Origin of the sequence: Vibrio sp. YT-16 (genome assembly GCF_033337405.1) — a bacterium.
GTDB classification, from domain to species: Bacteria; Pseudomonadota; Gammaproteobacteria; order Enterobacterales; family Vibrionaceae; genus Vibrio; species Vibrio alginolyticus.
The window spans coordinates 49,321-65,403 of record NZ_JAWOQQ010000018.1; the positions used below are offsets into that span (position 1 = coordinate 49,321).

Below are 16,083 nucleotides of genomic sequence, written 5' to 3' on the forward strand. Positions count from 1 at the left end.
GATGGCTTGCCGTACAAAAAGAAACGCGGTGTGAGTTAAGCTCAGCACCGCGCGTTCGATTATTTACTTCCCGATACAGAATGAAGAGAAGATTCGTCCCAGTAAGTCGTCAGAACTGAACTCACCGGTAATCTCATTGAGATGTTGTTGGGTGATGCGTAGCTCTTCAGCCAATATTTCACCTGCCATATAGCCTTCAAGCTGCTCCTGGCCTATTTGAAGGTGCTGTGCGGCACGTTCTAATGCATCGAGATGACGACGACGAGCCATAAAACCACCTTCACTGTTGCCAGAGAAGCCCATACACTCCTTGAGATGATCGCGCAGAGCTTCAACCCCTGCACCAGTCTTCGCTGACAAACGGATAAGAGTAGGGTTATTGACGTGGCAGATCCCCATATCTTCACCCGTTTGATCCGCTTTATTACGGATCACAGTTATGCCAATGTTGTCTGGTAGGCGATCCACAAAATCTGGCCAGATATCTTTCGGATCGGTGGCATCGGTTGTTGTGCCATCTACCATGAACAACACGCGGTCTGCTTGGGCTATTTCATCCCACGCACGTTCGATACCGATTTTCTCTACTTCATCGGAAGCATCACGCAAACCTGCTGTATCAATGATGTGTAGTGGCATGCCATCAATATGGATGTGCTCACGCAGTACATCACGCGTGGTTCCTGCGATGTCGGTTACGATTGCAGACTCTTTACCCGATAGTGCGTTCAGCAGGCTTGATTTGCCCGCATTTGGACGACCCGCAATCACGACTTTCATCCCTTCACGCATAATAGCGCCTTGGTTAGCTTCTTTGCGCACCGCATCTAGGTTGTCGATGATGGCTTGTAGGTCACCAGCCACTTTACCGTCGGCCAAAAAGTCGATCTCTTCTTCAGGGAAGTCGATGGCTGCTTCAACATAGATACGCAAATGAATCAGCGACTCAACTAAGGTATTAATGCGGCCTGAAAATGCGCCCTGTAAGGATTGCAGTGCCGATTTTGCTGCTTCTTCAGAACTGGCATCAATGAGGTCTGCGATCGCCTCGGCTTGAGCGAGGTCGAGTTTATCGTTCAGAAATGCGCGTTCAGAGAACTCACCAGGGCGAGCAGCTCGAATACCATCTATACCTAGAATGCGTTTTATCAGCATATCCATCACGACAGGGCCGCCATGGCCTTGCAGCTCAAGTACGTCTTCACCTGTAAATGAGTGTGGGTTAGGGAAGTACAGTGCGATGCCCTGATCAAGCACAGTGCCATCTTCTGACTTAAACGGCAGGTACTCTGCGTAGCGGGGCTTTAGTGTTTTGCCAGTGACTTCTAACGCCACTTGGTTGGCTTTAGGGCCAGAAACACGAATAATACCGACACCGCCACGACCAGGCGCGGTCGCTTGAGCGACAATCGTATCTGTAGTCATAATTTTGCCTTTTGAGCTGGGCTATAGGGAAGATACCTAGGGAGCCATTACAATTAATTAGCTGAATTGTAATCAGCCAAAAACAAAAAGGCGACCTTTTGGCCGCCTTTCTCAATCATTTCCTAAAAGGTTACTTGCTGTGTAAGCCTTTTTTCTCTAATCCTTTGTAGATCAGAGTTTGCTGGATAAGCGTTACGATGTTCGACACCAACCAGTACAGAACGAGACCTGATGGGAAGAACAAGAAGAAGAAGGTAAACATAACCGGCATAAAGGTCATGATCTTCTGCTGCATTGGATCCGTTACCGTTGTCGGGCTCATCTTCTGGATTAGGAACATTGACGCACCCATCAGTAGAGGCAGGATGTAGTAAGGGTCCTGCGCTGAAAGGTCATGAATCCAACCGAAGAATGGAGAGTGACGTAGCTCAACCGATTCCATTAGTGCCCAGTAAAGCGCGATGAAGATAGGCATCTGTAGGATAAGAGGTAAACAACCACCTAGTGGGTTCACTTTCTCTTTCTTGTACAGTTCCATCATTTCTTGGCTCATGCGCTGACGGTCATCACCGATACGCTCACGCATTGCTTGCAGCTTAGGCTGAAGCATACGCATTTTCGCCATAGACGTGTATTGCGCTTTTGTTAGTGGGTACATTGCACCACGAACGATGAAGGTCAGGCAGATGATTGCCACACCCCAGTTACCAACAAAGCTCTGGATGAATGAAAGCAACATATGAAGAGGCTTCGCAATGAACCATAACCAGCCGTAGTCCACTACTAGGTCTAGGTTAGGTGCCACTTCTGCCATTTCATCTTGCAGTTTTGGACCAACCCAAAGTGTTGCTTCAAACTTAGCTTGATCGCCTGTTGCGATAGTTTTGTTCGGCATACGAACGCCGATGTCGCCTAGGTTGCCAATTACACGAGTGTATAGGTTAGTACCTGGTTCGTTACGTGGGATCCAAGCTGCGGCAAAGTAGTGCTGAATCATTGCTGCCCAACCTTGGCCATCGGCTAGGTTAAGAGACAGGTTGCGATCCTGCATATCATCAAAGCTGTACTTCTTGTAACGCGTATCTTCTGTTGAGTATGCGCCACCACGGTAAGTAGGCATTGTGATGCTACCACCATCGTCCATTAGGTTTTGACGTAGGTGAGCGTACATACCAAATGTTGCGTTGTTGCCTGAGTTGTTCACTACATCGTATTCAACATTAAGCGCGTAGCTGCCGCGTTTAAAGATGTAAGTTTTGGTGTATTCGATGCCGTTTGCAGTGAATGTCATCGGAACGCGAAGTTCATCTTGACCGTCAGCCATTGTGAATCTGTCTGCACTTACGTTGTAGTGAGGGCGATTTGTGCTGCTCAAGTCGATACCTTGAGGACCCACTAGACCGCTTTGAGCGATAAATTGGTGACCTTGAGCGTCTTTAAGCAGAACAAAGGAATCTGATGAATCTAACTCAGCAGAGTATTCGTTAAGGTTGGCATGTACCACATCGCCACCAACGGTGTCGATCGACAGAGTTAAAACATCAGTCGTTACTGTGATAGTTTTTGCAGAAGCTTGCTGTTGACCAGGAACTGGGTCAAGTTCATCAGCAAAAGATGGTGCAGGTAGAGTGCTGCTTGATTGAGCCTGTTCAACTGCTTGAGGTTCTGGATTCTTTGCAACTTGCCATTGTTGAAACAGCAAAAAAGAAACCAGGGCCAAACCGATGAGCAGGATATTACGTTGAGAATCCATCGTTAGTTATCTCTGTCTTGTTTTTGGACTGGTGGAACGGGGTCATACCCCCCTTCATTCAAAGGGTGGCATTTTAATAGACGTTTGCCTGATAACCAACATCCTTTTACAAAACCGTGAGCTCTCAAAGCTTCTAGCGCGTAAGTGGAACAGGTTGGTGTGAACCGGCAACGAGGACCAATCAAAGGGCTGATAAACCAGCGATACAGATAAACGAGCCCAATGGCTATCCACGTGAAGGGCGAGACAGGCGTTGCCATAGCTTATCAAACAACTTAAAAATTTCCTCATTGCTTAAATCTTGCGCGCTTTTCTTTGCAATCACAACAAAATCTTTGTTTGGAAGCTGATGTTGATTGTTACGAAAGCTTTCACGAGCCAAACGCTTAAATCGGTTACGACCGACAGCCGTTTTGATTTGCTTTTTGGGAACCGCTAAACCTAATCGTGGGTGAGAAAGTTTGTTATTGCGAGCAATGATGGTGAAATGAGGCGAGCCAGCTCGATGAGCTTGCTGGAAGACGTTTTGATAATGCTCGGGAGTTAACAAACGTAACTCCCGATTAAACGCGTACGTGTTCAAAATAAACTAGCGATTATTTTGATAGGCGCGCACGGCCTTTTGCACGACGTGCGTTGATAACTTTACGACCGTTCTTAGTTGCCATGCGAGCACGGAAGCCGTGAGTACGCTTGCGCTTTAGAACTGTAGGTTGAAAAGTGCGTTTCATGATAATTACCTTTACTGATCAGTAGTTTTAGGTTCTTGTTAAACCCGGCGTGGGTATTTGCTTTCTTATATAAAGAAGCTCTTTATATAGAGAAGGACAACCGACGCCTCTCAACAAAGAGGCGGAATTGTAATCACACTCACATAATGTGTCAATGACTCAATGAGTACGAAATTCCGGCCGGGCGATTATACGTAGTGTGAGTAAAATCTCAAGGATCAATCGATCCTGATGCTTGATCGTTACTCTATTCCTACTTGGTTAAGGAATTTTTTCAAACGAGGATCTTGTGGATTATCGAAGATATCCTGTGGAGAACCTTGCTCAACGATATTGCCTTCCGCCATGAAGATCACTCTATCAGCGACTTCTTTCGCGAATTGCATCTCGTGCGTCACCACCAGCATGGTTTGATGCTGATTAGCTAACTTCTTCATTAATGAGAGAACTTCACCGACCCATTCAGGATCCAGCGCAGAAGTTGGTTCGTCAAACAACAGCAGTTCTGGTTGCAGCGCCATCGCTCGGCCGATACCCACACGTTGTTGTTGGCCGCCAGACAATGCCGCTGGATAACTATCGCCTTTATCCCCAAGGCCGATGTCATCCAGAATTTGTTGCGCTCGTTTGAGAGCATCGGCTTTTTTCCAGCCTCGAACGGTCACTAGACCTTCGGCAATGTTCTGGCGCGCATTCATGTGGGCAAACAGGGCATAGTTTTGGAACACAAAGCCAGTTCGACGACGCAGCGCTAATACTTCGGCTTTAGTGTGTTTTTGAGTATCAACGGAGATGTCATCTATCGTGATACGACCTTCATCTGCCTGCTCTAGAAAGTTCACCGTACGCAGCAAGGTTGATTTACCCGTTCCACTTGAGCCGATAATCACGATGATCTCACCTTGCTTAATATCGAGGTCGATGCCTTTCAGCACTTCAGTCTCACCAAAACGTTTGTGAATATTTTCTAACTTAATCATCGTACGTACGCCTTATTCAGTTTTGCTTCTGCCCAGATTTGTACGCGAGTCAGAATTACCACCACGCCCCAGTAAATAAGAGCAACCGCAAGGAAAGCTTCAAAGAAACGGAAACTTGATGAGGCTTCCATCTGTGCTTTCGCCATGATTTCGGCCACACCAAGCGTGAAAGCGAGAGACGTTGACTTGATCATATCGATGAAATAGTTCATCAATGAAGGCAGTGCGACACGCGTTGCTTGAGGTAAAATCACTCGGCGCATTGCTTGGGATGTCGTCATACCGACCGATAAGCTCGCTTCCATTTGGCTGCGATCAATGCCAATAATGGCGGCACGAATACTTTCCGCCATATAAGCGGCAAAGTGCAGCGTTAAACCGATCACCGCTGCTGAAAAGGCGTCGATACCGACCATCAATGGAAAAATTTGCGGTAAGCCGTAGTAAAGCAGGAAAAGCTGAACCAACAGTGGGGTGCCACGGAAGAAGCTGATGTACAGTTGGCTTAATTGATCCAGAACTGGCAGTTTAAATACGCGAATATTGGCTAAAATGACGGATAAAATCAGCGAAAACACCAATCCCCATGTCGCCATTTCCATGGTTGTGCCAAGATATTTCAGCAATATCGGCAGCAGTTCCAACATGTAATTAAAGTCAAATCCCATACGGCTTACCTAAAGGCTAGAGAAAAGAAAAGGTGGAAAACAAGTTCCACCTTTACGTAAGTTTATTTTAGTCCAAGAGTGATACCACTTTGCGGCCTAAAGTACAAAGAGTTCTTATTTCGTGATGTCAGCGCCAAACCACTTCACGGAAATTTTCTCTACTGTACCATCTGCGCGCATCTCAGCCAGTGCTTTGTTTACTTCTTCTTGCAGCTTACGACCTTTCTCGTTGTCAACGAAAGGCCATGCGTTTTGAATGGTCTCAAACGGTTCACCTGCCAATTCCAGAGGAAGGCCAGTTTTCTTAATCAGCTCTAACGCAGAAAGACGATCCATTACAAACGCGTCTGCACGACCGAGCGCCACGTCATGTTCGATACCTGTGTCGTACGTTTTAATGTTGATCTTGCCGTCTTTGTCGTATTGACGCAGTAGTTGCTCAAAGTTAGAGCCTAGGTTGACCGCAACGGTTTTGCCCGCAAGATCGTCAACACCTTTGATGCTGTCGTTGCCTTTACGCACGGTAATTTGTGCGCCATCTACAACGTAAGGGTCAGCAAATAGGTATTTAGCTTTACGCTCATCAGTCATGGTGATTTGGTTGGAGATCGTATCGATACGACCAGTTTCTAAAAGACCAAATAAACCAGAGAAGTTGGCTGTTACGTATTCGATTTTGTAATCGTTACGTTTACCGATTTCATCCCACATGTCGACTTCAAAGCCTTGTAGCTTGTCTTGCTTTACAAAAGTAAACGGGAAGTAGCGACCTGACATACCAACTTTGACTTCAGTAGCGGCTTGTACGGTTGCTGCCGACAGTGCAATGGCTGCAACGGCAACCTTAATCCAGTTTTTCATAATACATCTCCATAATTTTATGGTTGGAAATACTACTGTTAGTTAGCTCAATTAAATAAATAACCAAGAGCAATAACCTAGACCTGTGAGTTATTAGATAATAGAAGAAGAATGTTAAATGTGACGAAAATGCGAACTGAACCTAGCGAAATGATCGACAAAATCAGCATTGGGAATAAAATAATACACAGACTTATCACCAATCGCTCGATCTTGTGAATTTTGCCCAATTGTGGATCGTTGTGTGGGCAAATTTGGGGCAAGGTGTGTTGATCTCATCAAGTTTGCAGAAATAATTGTGAATAACTTGGATCTTATTCACTGGATCGTCGATCAATCGCTGGCGATCTTGGTTATCAACAGGTAAAATTGCCAGTCTTTTCCGATAATTCAATTACTCAGTGGGGGCACCGTGTCATCTTCGCTTTGGCTGCAATGTTTGCAGCAGCTTCAAGAAGAGCTACCAGCTACAGAATTCAGCATGTGGGTTCGTCCGCTACAAGCGGAGCTCAATGACAATACTCTCACTCTATTCGCGCCAAACCGCTTTGTGTTGGACTGGGTGCGTGATAAGTATCTGAACAATATTACTCGCTTACTGCAGGAATACTGCGGTGGCGATATTCCTAACTTACGTTTTGAAGTGGGGAGCCGACCTGTCTCTGCACCAAAACCAGCGCCGACACGTACGCCTGCAGATGTGGCTGCGGAGTCATCTGCACCTGCGCAATTACAGGCGCGTAAGCCAGTACACAAAACCTGGGATGACGACGCTCAAGCGATTGCGGCTATCAATCACCGCTCAAACATGAACCCAAAACACAAGTTCGACAACTTTGTTGAAGGTAAGTCGAACCAACTGGGTTTGGCTGCGGCGCGTCAGGTATCGGATAACCCAGGTGCAGCTTACAACCCACTATTCCTATACGGCGGCACGGGTTTGGGTAAAACCCACTTATTGCATGCGGTGGGTAACGCGATTGTGGATAACAACCCGAACGCAAAAGTGGTCTACATGCACTCAGAACGTTTTGTGCAAGACATGGTGAAAGCGCTGCAAAACAATGCGATTGAAGAATTCAAACGTTACTACCGCAGTGTTGATGCGCTTCTTATCGATGACATCCAATTCTTTGCTAATAAAGAACGTTCGCAAGAAGAATTCTTCCATACCTTCAACGCACTATTGGAAGGTAATCAGCAGATCATTCTAACGTCTGACCGTTATCCTAAAGAAATTAATGGCGTTGAAGATCGTCTTAAATCTCGCTTTGGTTGGGGTCTTACTGTTGCGATCGAGCCGCCTGAGCTTGAAACGCGTGTGGCGATCTTGATGAAAAAAGCTGAAGATCACCAAATCCACCTTGCTGATGAAGTGGCATTCTTCATTGCCAAGCGTCTGCGTTCGAACGTTCGTGAGCTAGAAGGTGCACTGAACCGCGTTATCGCGAACGCGAACTTTACTGGTCGTCCAATTACGATTGATTTTGTTCGTGAAGCGCTACGCGATCTGCTTGCTCTACAAGAGAAGCTGGTGACAATCGATAACATTCAAAAGACCGTGGCGGAATATTACAAGATTAAAGTGGCGGACTTGCTGTCTAAACGTCGCTCTCGTTCTGTAGCGCGTCCTCGTCAGCTGGCCATGGCGTTAGCAAAAGAGCTAACCAACCACAGTTTGCCTGAAATTGGCGATGCGTTTGGGGGCCGCGATCATACGACCGTGCTTCATGCTTGTCGCAAGATTGAGCAGCTGCGTGAAGAGAGCCACGACATTAAAGAAGATTACTCTAACTTGATTCGCACCCTGTCTTCGTAATCGGTTAGAATAACGGTATTCTAAGCAAATCATTTATTGAGCTGACAGCGTAAAGAGCCAAGCATGAAATTTACCATTGAACGTAGTCATTTAATCAAACCGCTACAGCAGGTTTCGGGCGCTTTAGGTGGCCGACCAACTCTGCCAATCCTGGGTAACCTACTTCTTAAAGTAGAAGAGAACGTATTGTCGATGACGGCAACCGATCTTGAAGTAGAGTTAGTAAGCAAAGTGACGCTAGAAGGTGATTTTGAAGCGGGCAGCATTACCGTTCCTTCGCGTAAGTTTCTCGATATCTGTCGTGGTTTACCGGACGATGCGATCATCACATTTGTATTAGAAGGTGATCGCGTACAAGTTCGCTCTGGTCGCAGCCGTTTCTCGTTGGCAACGCTTCCTGCAAACGATTTCCCTAATATTGAAGACTGGCAAAGCGAAGTGGAAGTATCACTGAGCCAAGCTGATTTACGTACGCTGATCGACAAAACTCAGTTCTCGATGGCGAATCAAGACGTTCGTTACTACCTCAACGGCATGTTGTTTGAAATTGACGGCACCACGTTACGCAGCGTGGCGACGGACGGCCACCGTATGGCGGTATCGCAAACTCAGCTAGGTGCAGACTTTGCGCAGAAGCAAATCATCGTGCCACGCAAAGGTGTGCAAGAATTAGTAAAGTTGATGGATGCGCCAGAGCAGCCTGTAGTACTTCAGATCGGTAGCTCCAATGTTCGTGCTGAGGTGAATAACTTTACTTTTACCTCTAAGTTGGTTGATGGTCGTTTCCCTGACTACCGCCGTGTATTGCCTCAGAGCACCAATAAGACCCTAATAGCAAGTTGTGACGAGTTGCGCCAAGCCTTCTCTCGTGCTGCGATTCTTTCCAACGAAAAATTCCGTGGCGTGCGTGTGAATCTGGCTGATACTGAAATGCGCATAACCGCGAATAACCCAGAACAAGAAGAAGCGGAAGAGATGCTTGATGTAACCTTTGAAGGTGACGCCATCGAAATCGGCTTTAACGTAAGCTATGTGCTTGATGTTCTGAACACGTTGCGTTGTGAAAATGTACGTGTGTCGATGTCGGATGCTAACGCTAGCGCGTTGATTGAAAATGCCGACGATGACAGTGCCATGTACGTGGTGATGCCAATTCGTCTATAAGCCAACTGAATGCCTCTTTCTCGTCTCATCATTCAGCAGTTTCGAAACATTAAAGCCTGTGATATTGAGTTATCAGCAGGCTTTAACTTTCTTATCGGGCCGAACGGCAGCGGTAAAACCAGTGTCTTAGAAGCGGTTTATCTGCTCGGGCATGGCCGCTCATTCAAGAGCTCTCTCACCGGACGAGTGATACAAAATGAGTGTGACGAACTGTTTGTTCATGGTCGTTTTTTGAACTCGGATCAATTTGAGCTACCTATCGGCATTAATAAGCAGCGTGATGGCTCAACAGAGGTTAAAATAGGCGGTCAATCTGGACAAAAATTAGCGCAGCTGGCACAAGTTCTGCCTCTGCAGTTGATACACCCAGAAGGGTTTGATTTACTGACAGATGGCCCTAAACATCGTCGTGCGTTTATTGATTGGGGCGTGTTTCATACCGAGCCCGCTTTTTATCAAGCATGGGGAAGGTTCAAGCGCCTGAACAAGCAGCGCAACGCGTTGTTGAAAACCGCCAATAGTTATCGTGAGCTCAGTTATTGGGATCAGGAAATGGCAGGATTGGCTGAAAACATCAGCCAATGGCGAGCAAGTTACATCGAGCAGATGAAAACTGTCGCAGAAACTATCTGTCAGACATTTTTGCCAGAATTTGAGATCCAATTGAAGTATTATCGTGGCTGGGATAAAGACACTCCATACCACGAGATACTAGAAAAGAATTTTGAGCGTGATCAGGCATTGGGATACACCTTTAGTGGCCCAAACAAAGCTGATTTGCGCATTAAAGTGAACGGAACGCCCGTTGAAGATGTTCTGTCACGCGGTCAATTAAAACTCATGGTGTGTGCATTGCGTGTAGCGCAAGGGCAACACCTGACAGAGATGGCCGGTAAACAATGCATTTACCTAATTGATGACTTCGCGTCGGAATTAGATAGCCAACGTCGCAAGCGTCTTGCTGACTGCTTAAAAGAGACGGGCGCACAAGTATTTGTAAGCTCTATCACTGAAAGCCAAATCGCCGATATGTTGGACGATAACGGTAAATTGTTTCATGTGGAACATGGCAGGATAGAGTCAAACTAGAAGAGAGAAACTCATGTCTGAAAATTACGATTCATCGAGTATTAAGGTACTGAAGGGTCTGGATGCGGTACGTAAGCGTCCAGGAATGTACATCGGCGATACGGACGACGGCACCGGCCTTCACCACATGGTTTTCGAGGTGGTGGATAACTCAATTGATGAAGCGTTGGCAGGTCACTGTAAAGACATCGTTGTGACAATTCATGAGGATAACTCGGTTTCCGTTAGCGATGATGGTCGTGGCATTCCAACAGAAATCCACTCAGAGGAAAATGTCTCTGCAGCAGAAGTAATCATGACGGTTCTTCACGCGGGTGGTAAGTTCGACGATAACTCATACAAAGTATCGGGTGGTCTTCACGGGGTAGGTGTTTCAGTAGTAAACGCACTATCAGAGAAAGTTGAGCTAACGATTCATCGTGGTGGCCATATCCATACGCAAACCTACCGCCATGGTGAGCCTCAAGCGCCACTAGCTGTTGTGGGTGATACGGATAAAACCGGTACACAAATTCGTTTCTGGCCAAGTGCCGAGACGTTCTCTAACACAGAGTTCCACTATGACATTCTGGCGAAACGCCTGCGTGAACTGTCATTCCTGAACTCTGGTGTGTCGATCAAATTGGTTGATGAACGTGAAGCGGACAAACATGATCACTTCATGTATGAAGGTGGTATTCAAGCGTTCGTTGATCACCTAAACACCAACAAAACGCCAATCATCGAAAAAATCTTCCACTTTAACTCTGAGCGTGAAGACGGCATTTCAGTTGAAGTGGCGATGCAATGGAACGATGGTTTCCAAGAGAACATCTTCTGCTTTACCAACAATATCCCACAGCGTGATGGTGGTACTCACCTTGCTGGTTTCCGTGCTGCGCTAACACGTACATTGAACAGCTTTATGGATAAAGAAGGTTTCTCGAAGAAAGCGAAAACAGCGACTTCAGGCGACGATGCGCGTGAAGGTCTAACTGCGGTTGTTTCGGTGAAAGTGCCTGATCCTAAGTTCTCAAGCCAAACAAAAGACAAACTAGTTTCTTCTGAAGTGAAATCAGCTGTTGAGTCTGCAATGGGTGAAAAACTGTCTGAGTTCCTGATTGAGAACCCGACAGAAGCGAAGATGGTTTGTTCGAAAATCATCGATGCAGCACGTGCACGTGAAGCTGCGCGTAAAGCTCGTGAAATGACGCGCCGTAAAGGTGCACTAGACCTAGCTGGTCTTCCAGGTAAACTTGCAGACTGTCAGGAAAAAGATCCGGCACTCTCTGAACTATACATAGTGGAGGGTGATTCGGCAGGCGGCTCCGCAAAACAAGGCCGTAACCGCAAGAACCAAGCAATCCTACCGCTAAAAGGTAAGATTCTTAACGTAGAAAAAGCACGTTTCGACAAGATGCTATCTTCTCAAGAAGTAGCAACACTGATCACCGCACTAGGTTGTGGTATCGGTCGTGACGAGTACAACCCGGACAAGCTTCGTTACCACAACATCATCATCATGACCGATGCCGATGTCGATGGTTCGCACATCCGTACGCTACTGTTGACCTTCTTCTACCGTCAAATGCCAGAGCTTATCGAGCGTGGCTATGTGTACATCGCTCAGCCACCACTATACAAAGTGAAAAAAGGCAAACAAGAGCAGTACATCAAAGATGAAGAAGCGATGAACCAATACCAAGTATCATTGGCTCTGGACAATGCATCGCTACACGTAAACGCAGAAGCACCTGCACTGGCAGGTGAAGCACTAGAGAAGCTTGTTCAACAGTACAATGCGGGTATTAAACTGGCGGAACGTATGAGCCGTCGCTACCCAAGTGCTTTGGTAAACGAGTTGATTTACACTCCTCGCCTAACGCCAGAGCAATGCCATGACGCATCAGTTGTGGAAGCTTGGACGAAGCAGCTTATTGAACAGCTGAATGCGAAAGAAGTGGGTGCAAGTCAGTACAGCTACGAAGTTGAGCAGCACGAAGAGCTAGGCTTAAACTTGCCTAAGATTGTGGTTCGTACTCACGGCGTGACGCACGAACATGCAATTAGCATCGACTTCCTAAACTCGAAAGAGTACGGCAAGTTGGCTGATCTATCAGAAGCACTTGATGGACTTCTGGAAGAAGGCGCGTACATCAAACGTGGTGAGCGTACTATGCCAGTGGCAAACTTTGCAGAAGCGCTTGACTGGTTAGTGAAAGAGTCAATGCGTGGCTTAAGCCGTCAGCGCTACAAAGGTCTAGGTGAGATGAACCCAGACCAACTTTGGGAAACCACCATGGACCCAGAAACTCGTCGTATGATGCAGGTAACGATTGAAGATGCGGTAGGTGCAGATCAACTGTTCACTACGCTAATGGGCGACCAAGTAGAACCTCGTCGTAACTTCATCGAAGAGAACGCACTGAAAGTAGCGAACCTAGACGTATAACGACACTGTTCGTGATAGTAAAAAGCAGCGAGAAATCGCTGCTTTTTTTGTTGTACCACCAGCTAAAATCGCCACTTTCTGCTAAAGCGGATGTTTTTCTGGTACTAACTGCCAACAACCCGATCAAGCCTGCCATTTTATTTCTGTTTTCTTTTTTTCTCGCCATTTTGTTCGCTTGAGCGTTTTTGCTTTCTTTTTTCTGCTCGCTATAGTGCTGAAGAGCTGATGAATAAGGAGACTAAGAAAATGGTGATGACTTTCCTGAACTAAGCCGGAAGTGATGCACTTCCGGTTCAATGCACTGAATTTATTTGTAAGACAAGGCATTAAGAAGGAAATAATCATGTTTGAACGCTGGTTCTCAGCGTACTGCTTGGCGCTGCGAACTTGGTGGTTAACCAGTCGCTTTTTAACCTATCAATCACCACTAAGGTTGTTATCGCTATTTGAAATCTGCGAGCAACAAGCCCATTGCCGTAACCGAGCTCGTATTGCGGTTGGAGACACGGTTCGCTTAGTGGATGTTGAACGCGCCTATCAATATCGCATGACATTGGTCAGCTCGCGTAAGGGGCAACCCATGGCAGGTATGCTCGCGGTCGATTCTTATTTGGGGTCTCGACTGTTAGGTCGAGCTAAAAATGATGCGCTCGAAGTGGAAATTTTTAATCAGCGACGCTGCTTTGTGATTACTGAAATTGTTCATCAATCGCAGCCACCAGCTCAGAAAATGCTGTGTGGTTGTCTGTTGTGCCAATAAATAGAGGTGAAGTCATGAGTAAGAAAGAAAAGAAACAACCGCAGTTGAGTCTAAAAGAAAAGCGCAAACTAAAGCAGGAAAAGGCGGCAGAAAAGGGCGTTGTAAAAGCGCGTAAATCCTCCCGCAAGTAAAGTGTAGATTGAGCCCTCCAGAACGGCGGGCTTTTTATCACTGATCGTGAAGTGATGAGGAACTAAGCTGTTCAAGGGGATAGTGGATGCTTTAAAAATTTTTTATTTTTTCCCTTGAAAGTCATTTTTGACGACCTTATATCTAGTTGTGAAGAGGGTGACTGGCTTGCTAGAGACTAGAAGACCAGCCCTCTGAAATCGCTAAAACGAGATCGCTCAGAAGAGGATATGGCGCTTTAGCACACAACTTAAACCTTTAGATTCAATATCATGTCTCCGAGCCAAACCAAGGCCAGTGGAATGATAAGAATCTCTTAGTTCGGCGTTGGTTTTTGCATAAACACGCCAGTAGGATGAAACTCATCTGAACTAAGACTATTGCTTAATTAAGAGGATAGATTTATGCGTAATGTAGATTTCTCACCACTATACCGTAATGCAATTGGCTTTGATCGTCTGCTAAACCTGATGGAAGCGAATACAGCGAAAAATACTTCTGGCGGTTACCCTCCATACAACATTGAGCAAAAAGACGAGCACAACTACCGTATTACTATGGCCGTTGCTGGCTTTGCTGAAGAACAGCTCGATCTGACTCAAAACGAAAACATGTTGATTGTGAAGGGCGAACGTAAAGCCGAAGAAGGCAAAAACTACGTTTACCAAGGTATTGCAGAACGTGATTTTGAACGTAAATTCCAGCTAGCGGATTACGTAAAAGTCGTGGGTGCATCAATGGAAAACGGTCTGCTTCATATCGATTTAGTTCGTGAAATCCCTGAAGCCATGCAACCACGTAAGATTGCTATCGGTGGCAACAACCTGATTGAGAACAACTAATCAGTTAACCACCCGGTTATAGAATGAGAAAGAGCGCCATATGGGCGCTCTTTTTAGTTTGGGGGTTTTCAAATCCGCTATTTCAAAGCCGTAATTTCAAAGAGAAGAACGGCTGAGTTCAATCCGTCTATTTACCTTCGCGGTAAGCCTTTTCCACTTCTTCAGCGATAATCGCAATGCCTTTTTGCATCATCTCATCATCTTGAACGTAGTTCATACGCAGGCATTGGTGCGCGTGATCCCACTCGTCTTGCTGACCAATAAAGAAATATTCACCAGGGACAATCAATACGCCACGCGCTTTCAAGCGTTGGTACAGTTCCATTGTTGTGATTGGCAGTTCATCAAACCATAACCACAAGAAGATAGCGCCTTCCGGCTTGTGGATGCGGAATCGCTCATCGGTAATTGCTTGTTGGAGCAGTTCAACCGCACGTTGTGATTTTTGCTTGTAGAACGGCTTAATCACCTCTGAACTCAGTTTAAGCAGATCACCTTTGCCAATTATATGGTTTGCCAGCGCTGGACCAACACTGCCAGGCGCCAGGCTGATGATGCCGTTCATATTGGTTAACGCTTGAGTGATTTCTTCACTCGCAATCACAATGCCACAACGCACGCCCGGTAAACCAAGCTTAGATAGGCTCATGCATAGGATGGTGTTTTCATTCCAGAACGGTTCGACATCTTCAAAGATGATGTTCGGGAAAGGTAGACCGTAGGCGTTATCGATGATCAGTGGGATGTTGTTCTCACGTGCTAGCTTGTCCAGCTTACGTACTTCTTCATCTGTCAGTACATTACCCGTTGGGTTAGTTGGGCGAGACGCGCAGATTGCCGCAACAGAGTCGTCGACGGCGAGTTGCTCAAAATCGACGTGGTATTTAAACAGGCCGTTATCTAACAGCTCGATTTCTGGGTGGTAAGAGATAAAGATATCTTCATCAATGCCAGCATCACCATAACCTATGTACTCAGGTGCGATAGGCAGTAGCACTTTCTTGTGCGAACCGTCTGGCTGTTTACCTGCCAACAAGTTGAACAAGTAGAAAAAGCCACTTTGGCTACCGTTAGTTAGGCTGATGTTTTTTTCGGAAATATCCCAGCCGTAAGTTTCACGGAATAACTGAGCTAGCGCTTTGACGAACGCGTCTTTACCCTGCGGGCCATCGTAGTTGGCGAGGGCGGCGACGAGCTCCCCACTGGCGAGCATTTCCTCACTGGCTTGGTGAAAGTAATCGAGCATGGCAGGAATGGCGGCAGGATTACCTCCACCGAGCATGATGGCACCTGGTGTGCGCAGACCATCATTCAAATCGTCCATTAACTGCGTAATACCTGAATACTGATTAAATTTTTCACCAAACTTTGAGAACTGCATGCTGACTTATACCTAATTCATTGTGATTGCTTTGTGTATGTTTATGCCGA

15 protein-coding genes are annotated in these 16,083 nt (G+C 46.3%); 6 read left to right on the forward strand and 9 right to left on the reverse strand.

Annotated features, from left to right (window positions below):
* Window positions 1-63: 63 nt before the first annotated feature.
* The 8 genes from mnmE to R7F07_RS21480 form a co-directional block, all read right to left on the reverse strand.
* Window positions 64-1,425, reverse strand: coding sequence for a tRNA uridine-5-carboxymethylaminomethyl(34) synthesis GTPase MnmE (mnmE, locus tag R7F07_RS21445; RefSeq protein WP_005383836.1), 1,362 nt, complete (start codon window positions 1,423-1,425; stop codon window positions 64-66).
* 130 nt (window positions 1,426-1,555) lie between these two features.
* On the reverse strand, window positions 1,556-3,178 hold the full coding sequence (gene yidC, locus R7F07_RS21450) for a membrane protein insertase YidC (RefSeq protein ID WP_171343338.1): 1,623 nt from the start codon (window positions 3,176-3,178) through the stop codon (window positions 1,556-1,558).
* 2 nt (window positions 3,179-3,180) lie between these two features.
* Window positions 3,181-3,438: a membrane protein insertion efficiency factor YidD gene (gene yidD, locus R7F07_RS21455; protein WP_005378822.1), complete on the reverse strand. Its 258-nt coding sequence runs from the start codon at window positions 3,436-3,438 to the stop codon at window positions 3,181-3,183.
* Window positions 3,405-3,728: a ribonuclease P protein component gene (gene rnpA, locus R7F07_RS21460; protein WP_005394102.1), complete on the reverse strand. Its 324-nt coding sequence runs from the start codon at window positions 3,726-3,728 to the stop codon at window positions 3,405-3,407. The genes yidD and rnpA overlap by 34 nt, the downstream gene beginning before the upstream one ends.
* Window positions 3,729-3,774: 46 nt before the next feature.
* Window positions 3,775-3,909, reverse strand: a complete 135-nt coding sequence (gene rpmH / locus R7F07_RS21465) for a 50S ribosomal protein L34 (protein ID WP_005378825.1) — start codon at window positions 3,907-3,909, stop codon at window positions 3,775-3,777.
* Window positions 3,910-4,151: 242 nt separating this feature from the next.
* Window positions 4,152-4,889 carry an amino acid ABC transporter ATP-binding protein gene (locus tag R7F07_RS21470; RefSeq protein ID WP_005378827.1) on the reverse strand — a complete coding sequence of 246 codons (738 nt, stop codon included), beginning with the start codon at window positions 4,887-4,889 and terminating at the stop codon, window positions 4,152-4,154.
* Complete coding sequence (locus R7F07_RS21475) at window positions 4,886-5,557, reverse strand: amino acid ABC transporter permease (protein ID WP_005378829.1); 672 nt, start codon at window positions 5,555-5,557, stop codon at window positions 4,886-4,888. The genes R7F07_RS21470 and R7F07_RS21475 overlap by 4 nt, the downstream gene beginning before the upstream one ends.
* 114 nt (window positions 5,558-5,671) lie before the next feature.
* A complete protein-coding gene (locus R7F07_RS21480) occupies window positions 5,672-6,418 on the reverse strand; it encodes an amino acid ABC transporter substrate-binding protein (protein ID WP_005378831.1) in 747 nt (248 codons plus the stop codon).
* A 412-nt stretch (window positions 6,419-6,830) separates the two neighbouring features.
* Between R7F07_RS21480 and dnaA the strand changes: the two genes are divergently transcribed.
* From dnaA to R7F07_RS21510, 6 genes are all read left to right on the forward strand, one after another.
* Window positions 6,831-8,237, forward strand: coding sequence for a chromosomal replication initiator protein DnaA (gene dnaA, locus R7F07_RS21485; protein ID WP_005378835.1), 1,407 nt, complete (start codon window positions 6,831-6,833; stop codon window positions 8,235-8,237).
* A 63-nt stretch (window positions 8,238-8,300) separates the two neighbouring features.
* Window positions 8,301-9,401 (forward strand): DNA polymerase III subunit beta, encoded by a 1,101-nt coding sequence (gene dnaN / locus R7F07_RS21490; RefSeq protein WP_005394106.1) that lies wholly within the window; start codon window positions 8,301-8,303, stop codon window positions 9,399-9,401.
* Between the two features lie 9 nt (window positions 9,402-9,410).
* A complete protein-coding gene (gene recF / locus R7F07_RS21495) occupies window positions 9,411-10,490 on the forward strand; it encodes a DNA replication/repair protein RecF (protein WP_005378839.1) in 1,080 nt (359 codons plus the stop codon).
* A gap of 13 nt (window positions 10,491-10,503) precedes the next feature.
* Window positions 10,504-12,921: a DNA topoisomerase (ATP-hydrolyzing) subunit B gene (gene gyrB, locus R7F07_RS21500; protein ID WP_005378841.1), complete on the forward strand. Its 2,418-nt coding sequence runs from the start codon at window positions 10,504-10,506 to the stop codon at window positions 12,919-12,921.
* A 343-nt stretch (window positions 12,922-13,264) separates the two neighbouring features.
* Window positions 13,265-13,681 carry a GreA/GreB family elongation factor gene (locus R7F07_RS21505; RefSeq protein ID WP_318110559.1) on the forward strand — a complete coding sequence of 139 codons (417 nt, stop codon included), beginning with the start codon at window positions 13,265-13,267 and terminating at the stop codon, window positions 13,679-13,681.
* Between the two features lie 533 nt (window positions 13,682-14,214).
* Entirely contained in the window at window positions 14,215-14,652 is a 438-nt protein-coding gene (locus R7F07_RS21510) for an Hsp20 family protein (protein WP_005378857.1), read from the forward strand.
* A gap of 127 nt (window positions 14,653-14,779) precedes the next feature.
* Here the strand turns inward: R7F07_RS21510 and R7F07_RS21515 are convergent, their stop codons facing one another.
* Window positions 14,780-16,033, reverse strand: coding sequence for a valine--pyruvate transaminase (locus R7F07_RS21515; RefSeq protein ID WP_017635592.1), 1,254 nt, complete (start codon window positions 16,031-16,033; stop codon window positions 14,780-14,782).
* Window positions 16,034-16,083 lie beyond the last annotated feature (50 nt).

Excerpts from the sequence above, each read along its gene's own strand:
- yidC (WP_171343338.1), bottom strand. The coding sequence starts at position 3,178 with ATGGATTCTCAACGTAATATCCTGCTCATCGGTTTGGCCCTGGTTTCT.
- mnmE (WP_005383836.1), bottom strand. The coding sequence starts at position 1,425 with ATGACTACAGATACGATTGTCGCTCAAGCGACCGCGCCTGGTCGTGGC.
- R7F07_RS21505 (WP_318110559.1), top strand. The coding sequence starts at position 13,265 with ATGTTTGAACGCTGGTTCTCAGCGTACTGCTTGGCGCTGCGAACTTGG.
- R7F07_RS21475 (WP_005378829.1), bottom strand. The coding sequence starts at position 5,557 with ATGGGATTTGACTTTAATTACATGTTGGAACTGCTGCCGATATTGCTG.
- R7F07_RS21515 (WP_017635592.1), bottom strand. The coding sequence starts at position 16,033 with ATGCAGTTCTCAAAGTTTGGTGAAAAATTTAATCAGTATTCAGGTATT.
- recF (WP_005378839.1), top strand. The coding sequence starts at position 9,411 with ATGCCTCTTTCTCGTCTCATCATTCAGCAGTTTCGAAACATTAAAGCC.
- yidD (WP_005378822.1), bottom strand. The coding sequence starts at position 3,438 with ATGGCAACGCCTGTCTCGCCCTTCACGTGGATAGCCATTGGGCTCGTT.
- R7F07_RS21470 (WP_005378827.1), bottom strand. The coding sequence starts at position 4,889 with ATGATTAAGTTAGAAAATATTCACAAACGTTTTGGTGAGACTGAAGTG.
- rpmH (WP_005378825.1), bottom strand. The coding sequence starts at position 3,909 with ATGAAACGCACTTTTCAACCTACAGTTCTAAAGCGCAAGCGTACTCAC.
- dnaN (WP_005394106.1), top strand. The coding sequence starts at position 8,301 with ATGAAATTTACCATTGAACGTAGTCATTTAATCAAACCGCTACAGCAG.
- R7F07_RS21510 (WP_005378857.1), top strand. The coding sequence starts at position 14,215 with ATGCGTAATGTAGATTTCTCACCACTATACCGTAATGCAATTGGCTTT.
- R7F07_RS21480 (WP_005378831.1), bottom strand. The coding sequence starts at position 6,418 with ATGAAAAACTGGATTAAGGTTGCCGTTGCAGCCATTGCACTGTCGGCA.
- gyrB (WP_005378841.1), top strand. The coding sequence starts at position 10,504 with ATGTCTGAAAATTACGATTCATCGAGTATTAAGGTACTGAAGGGTCTG.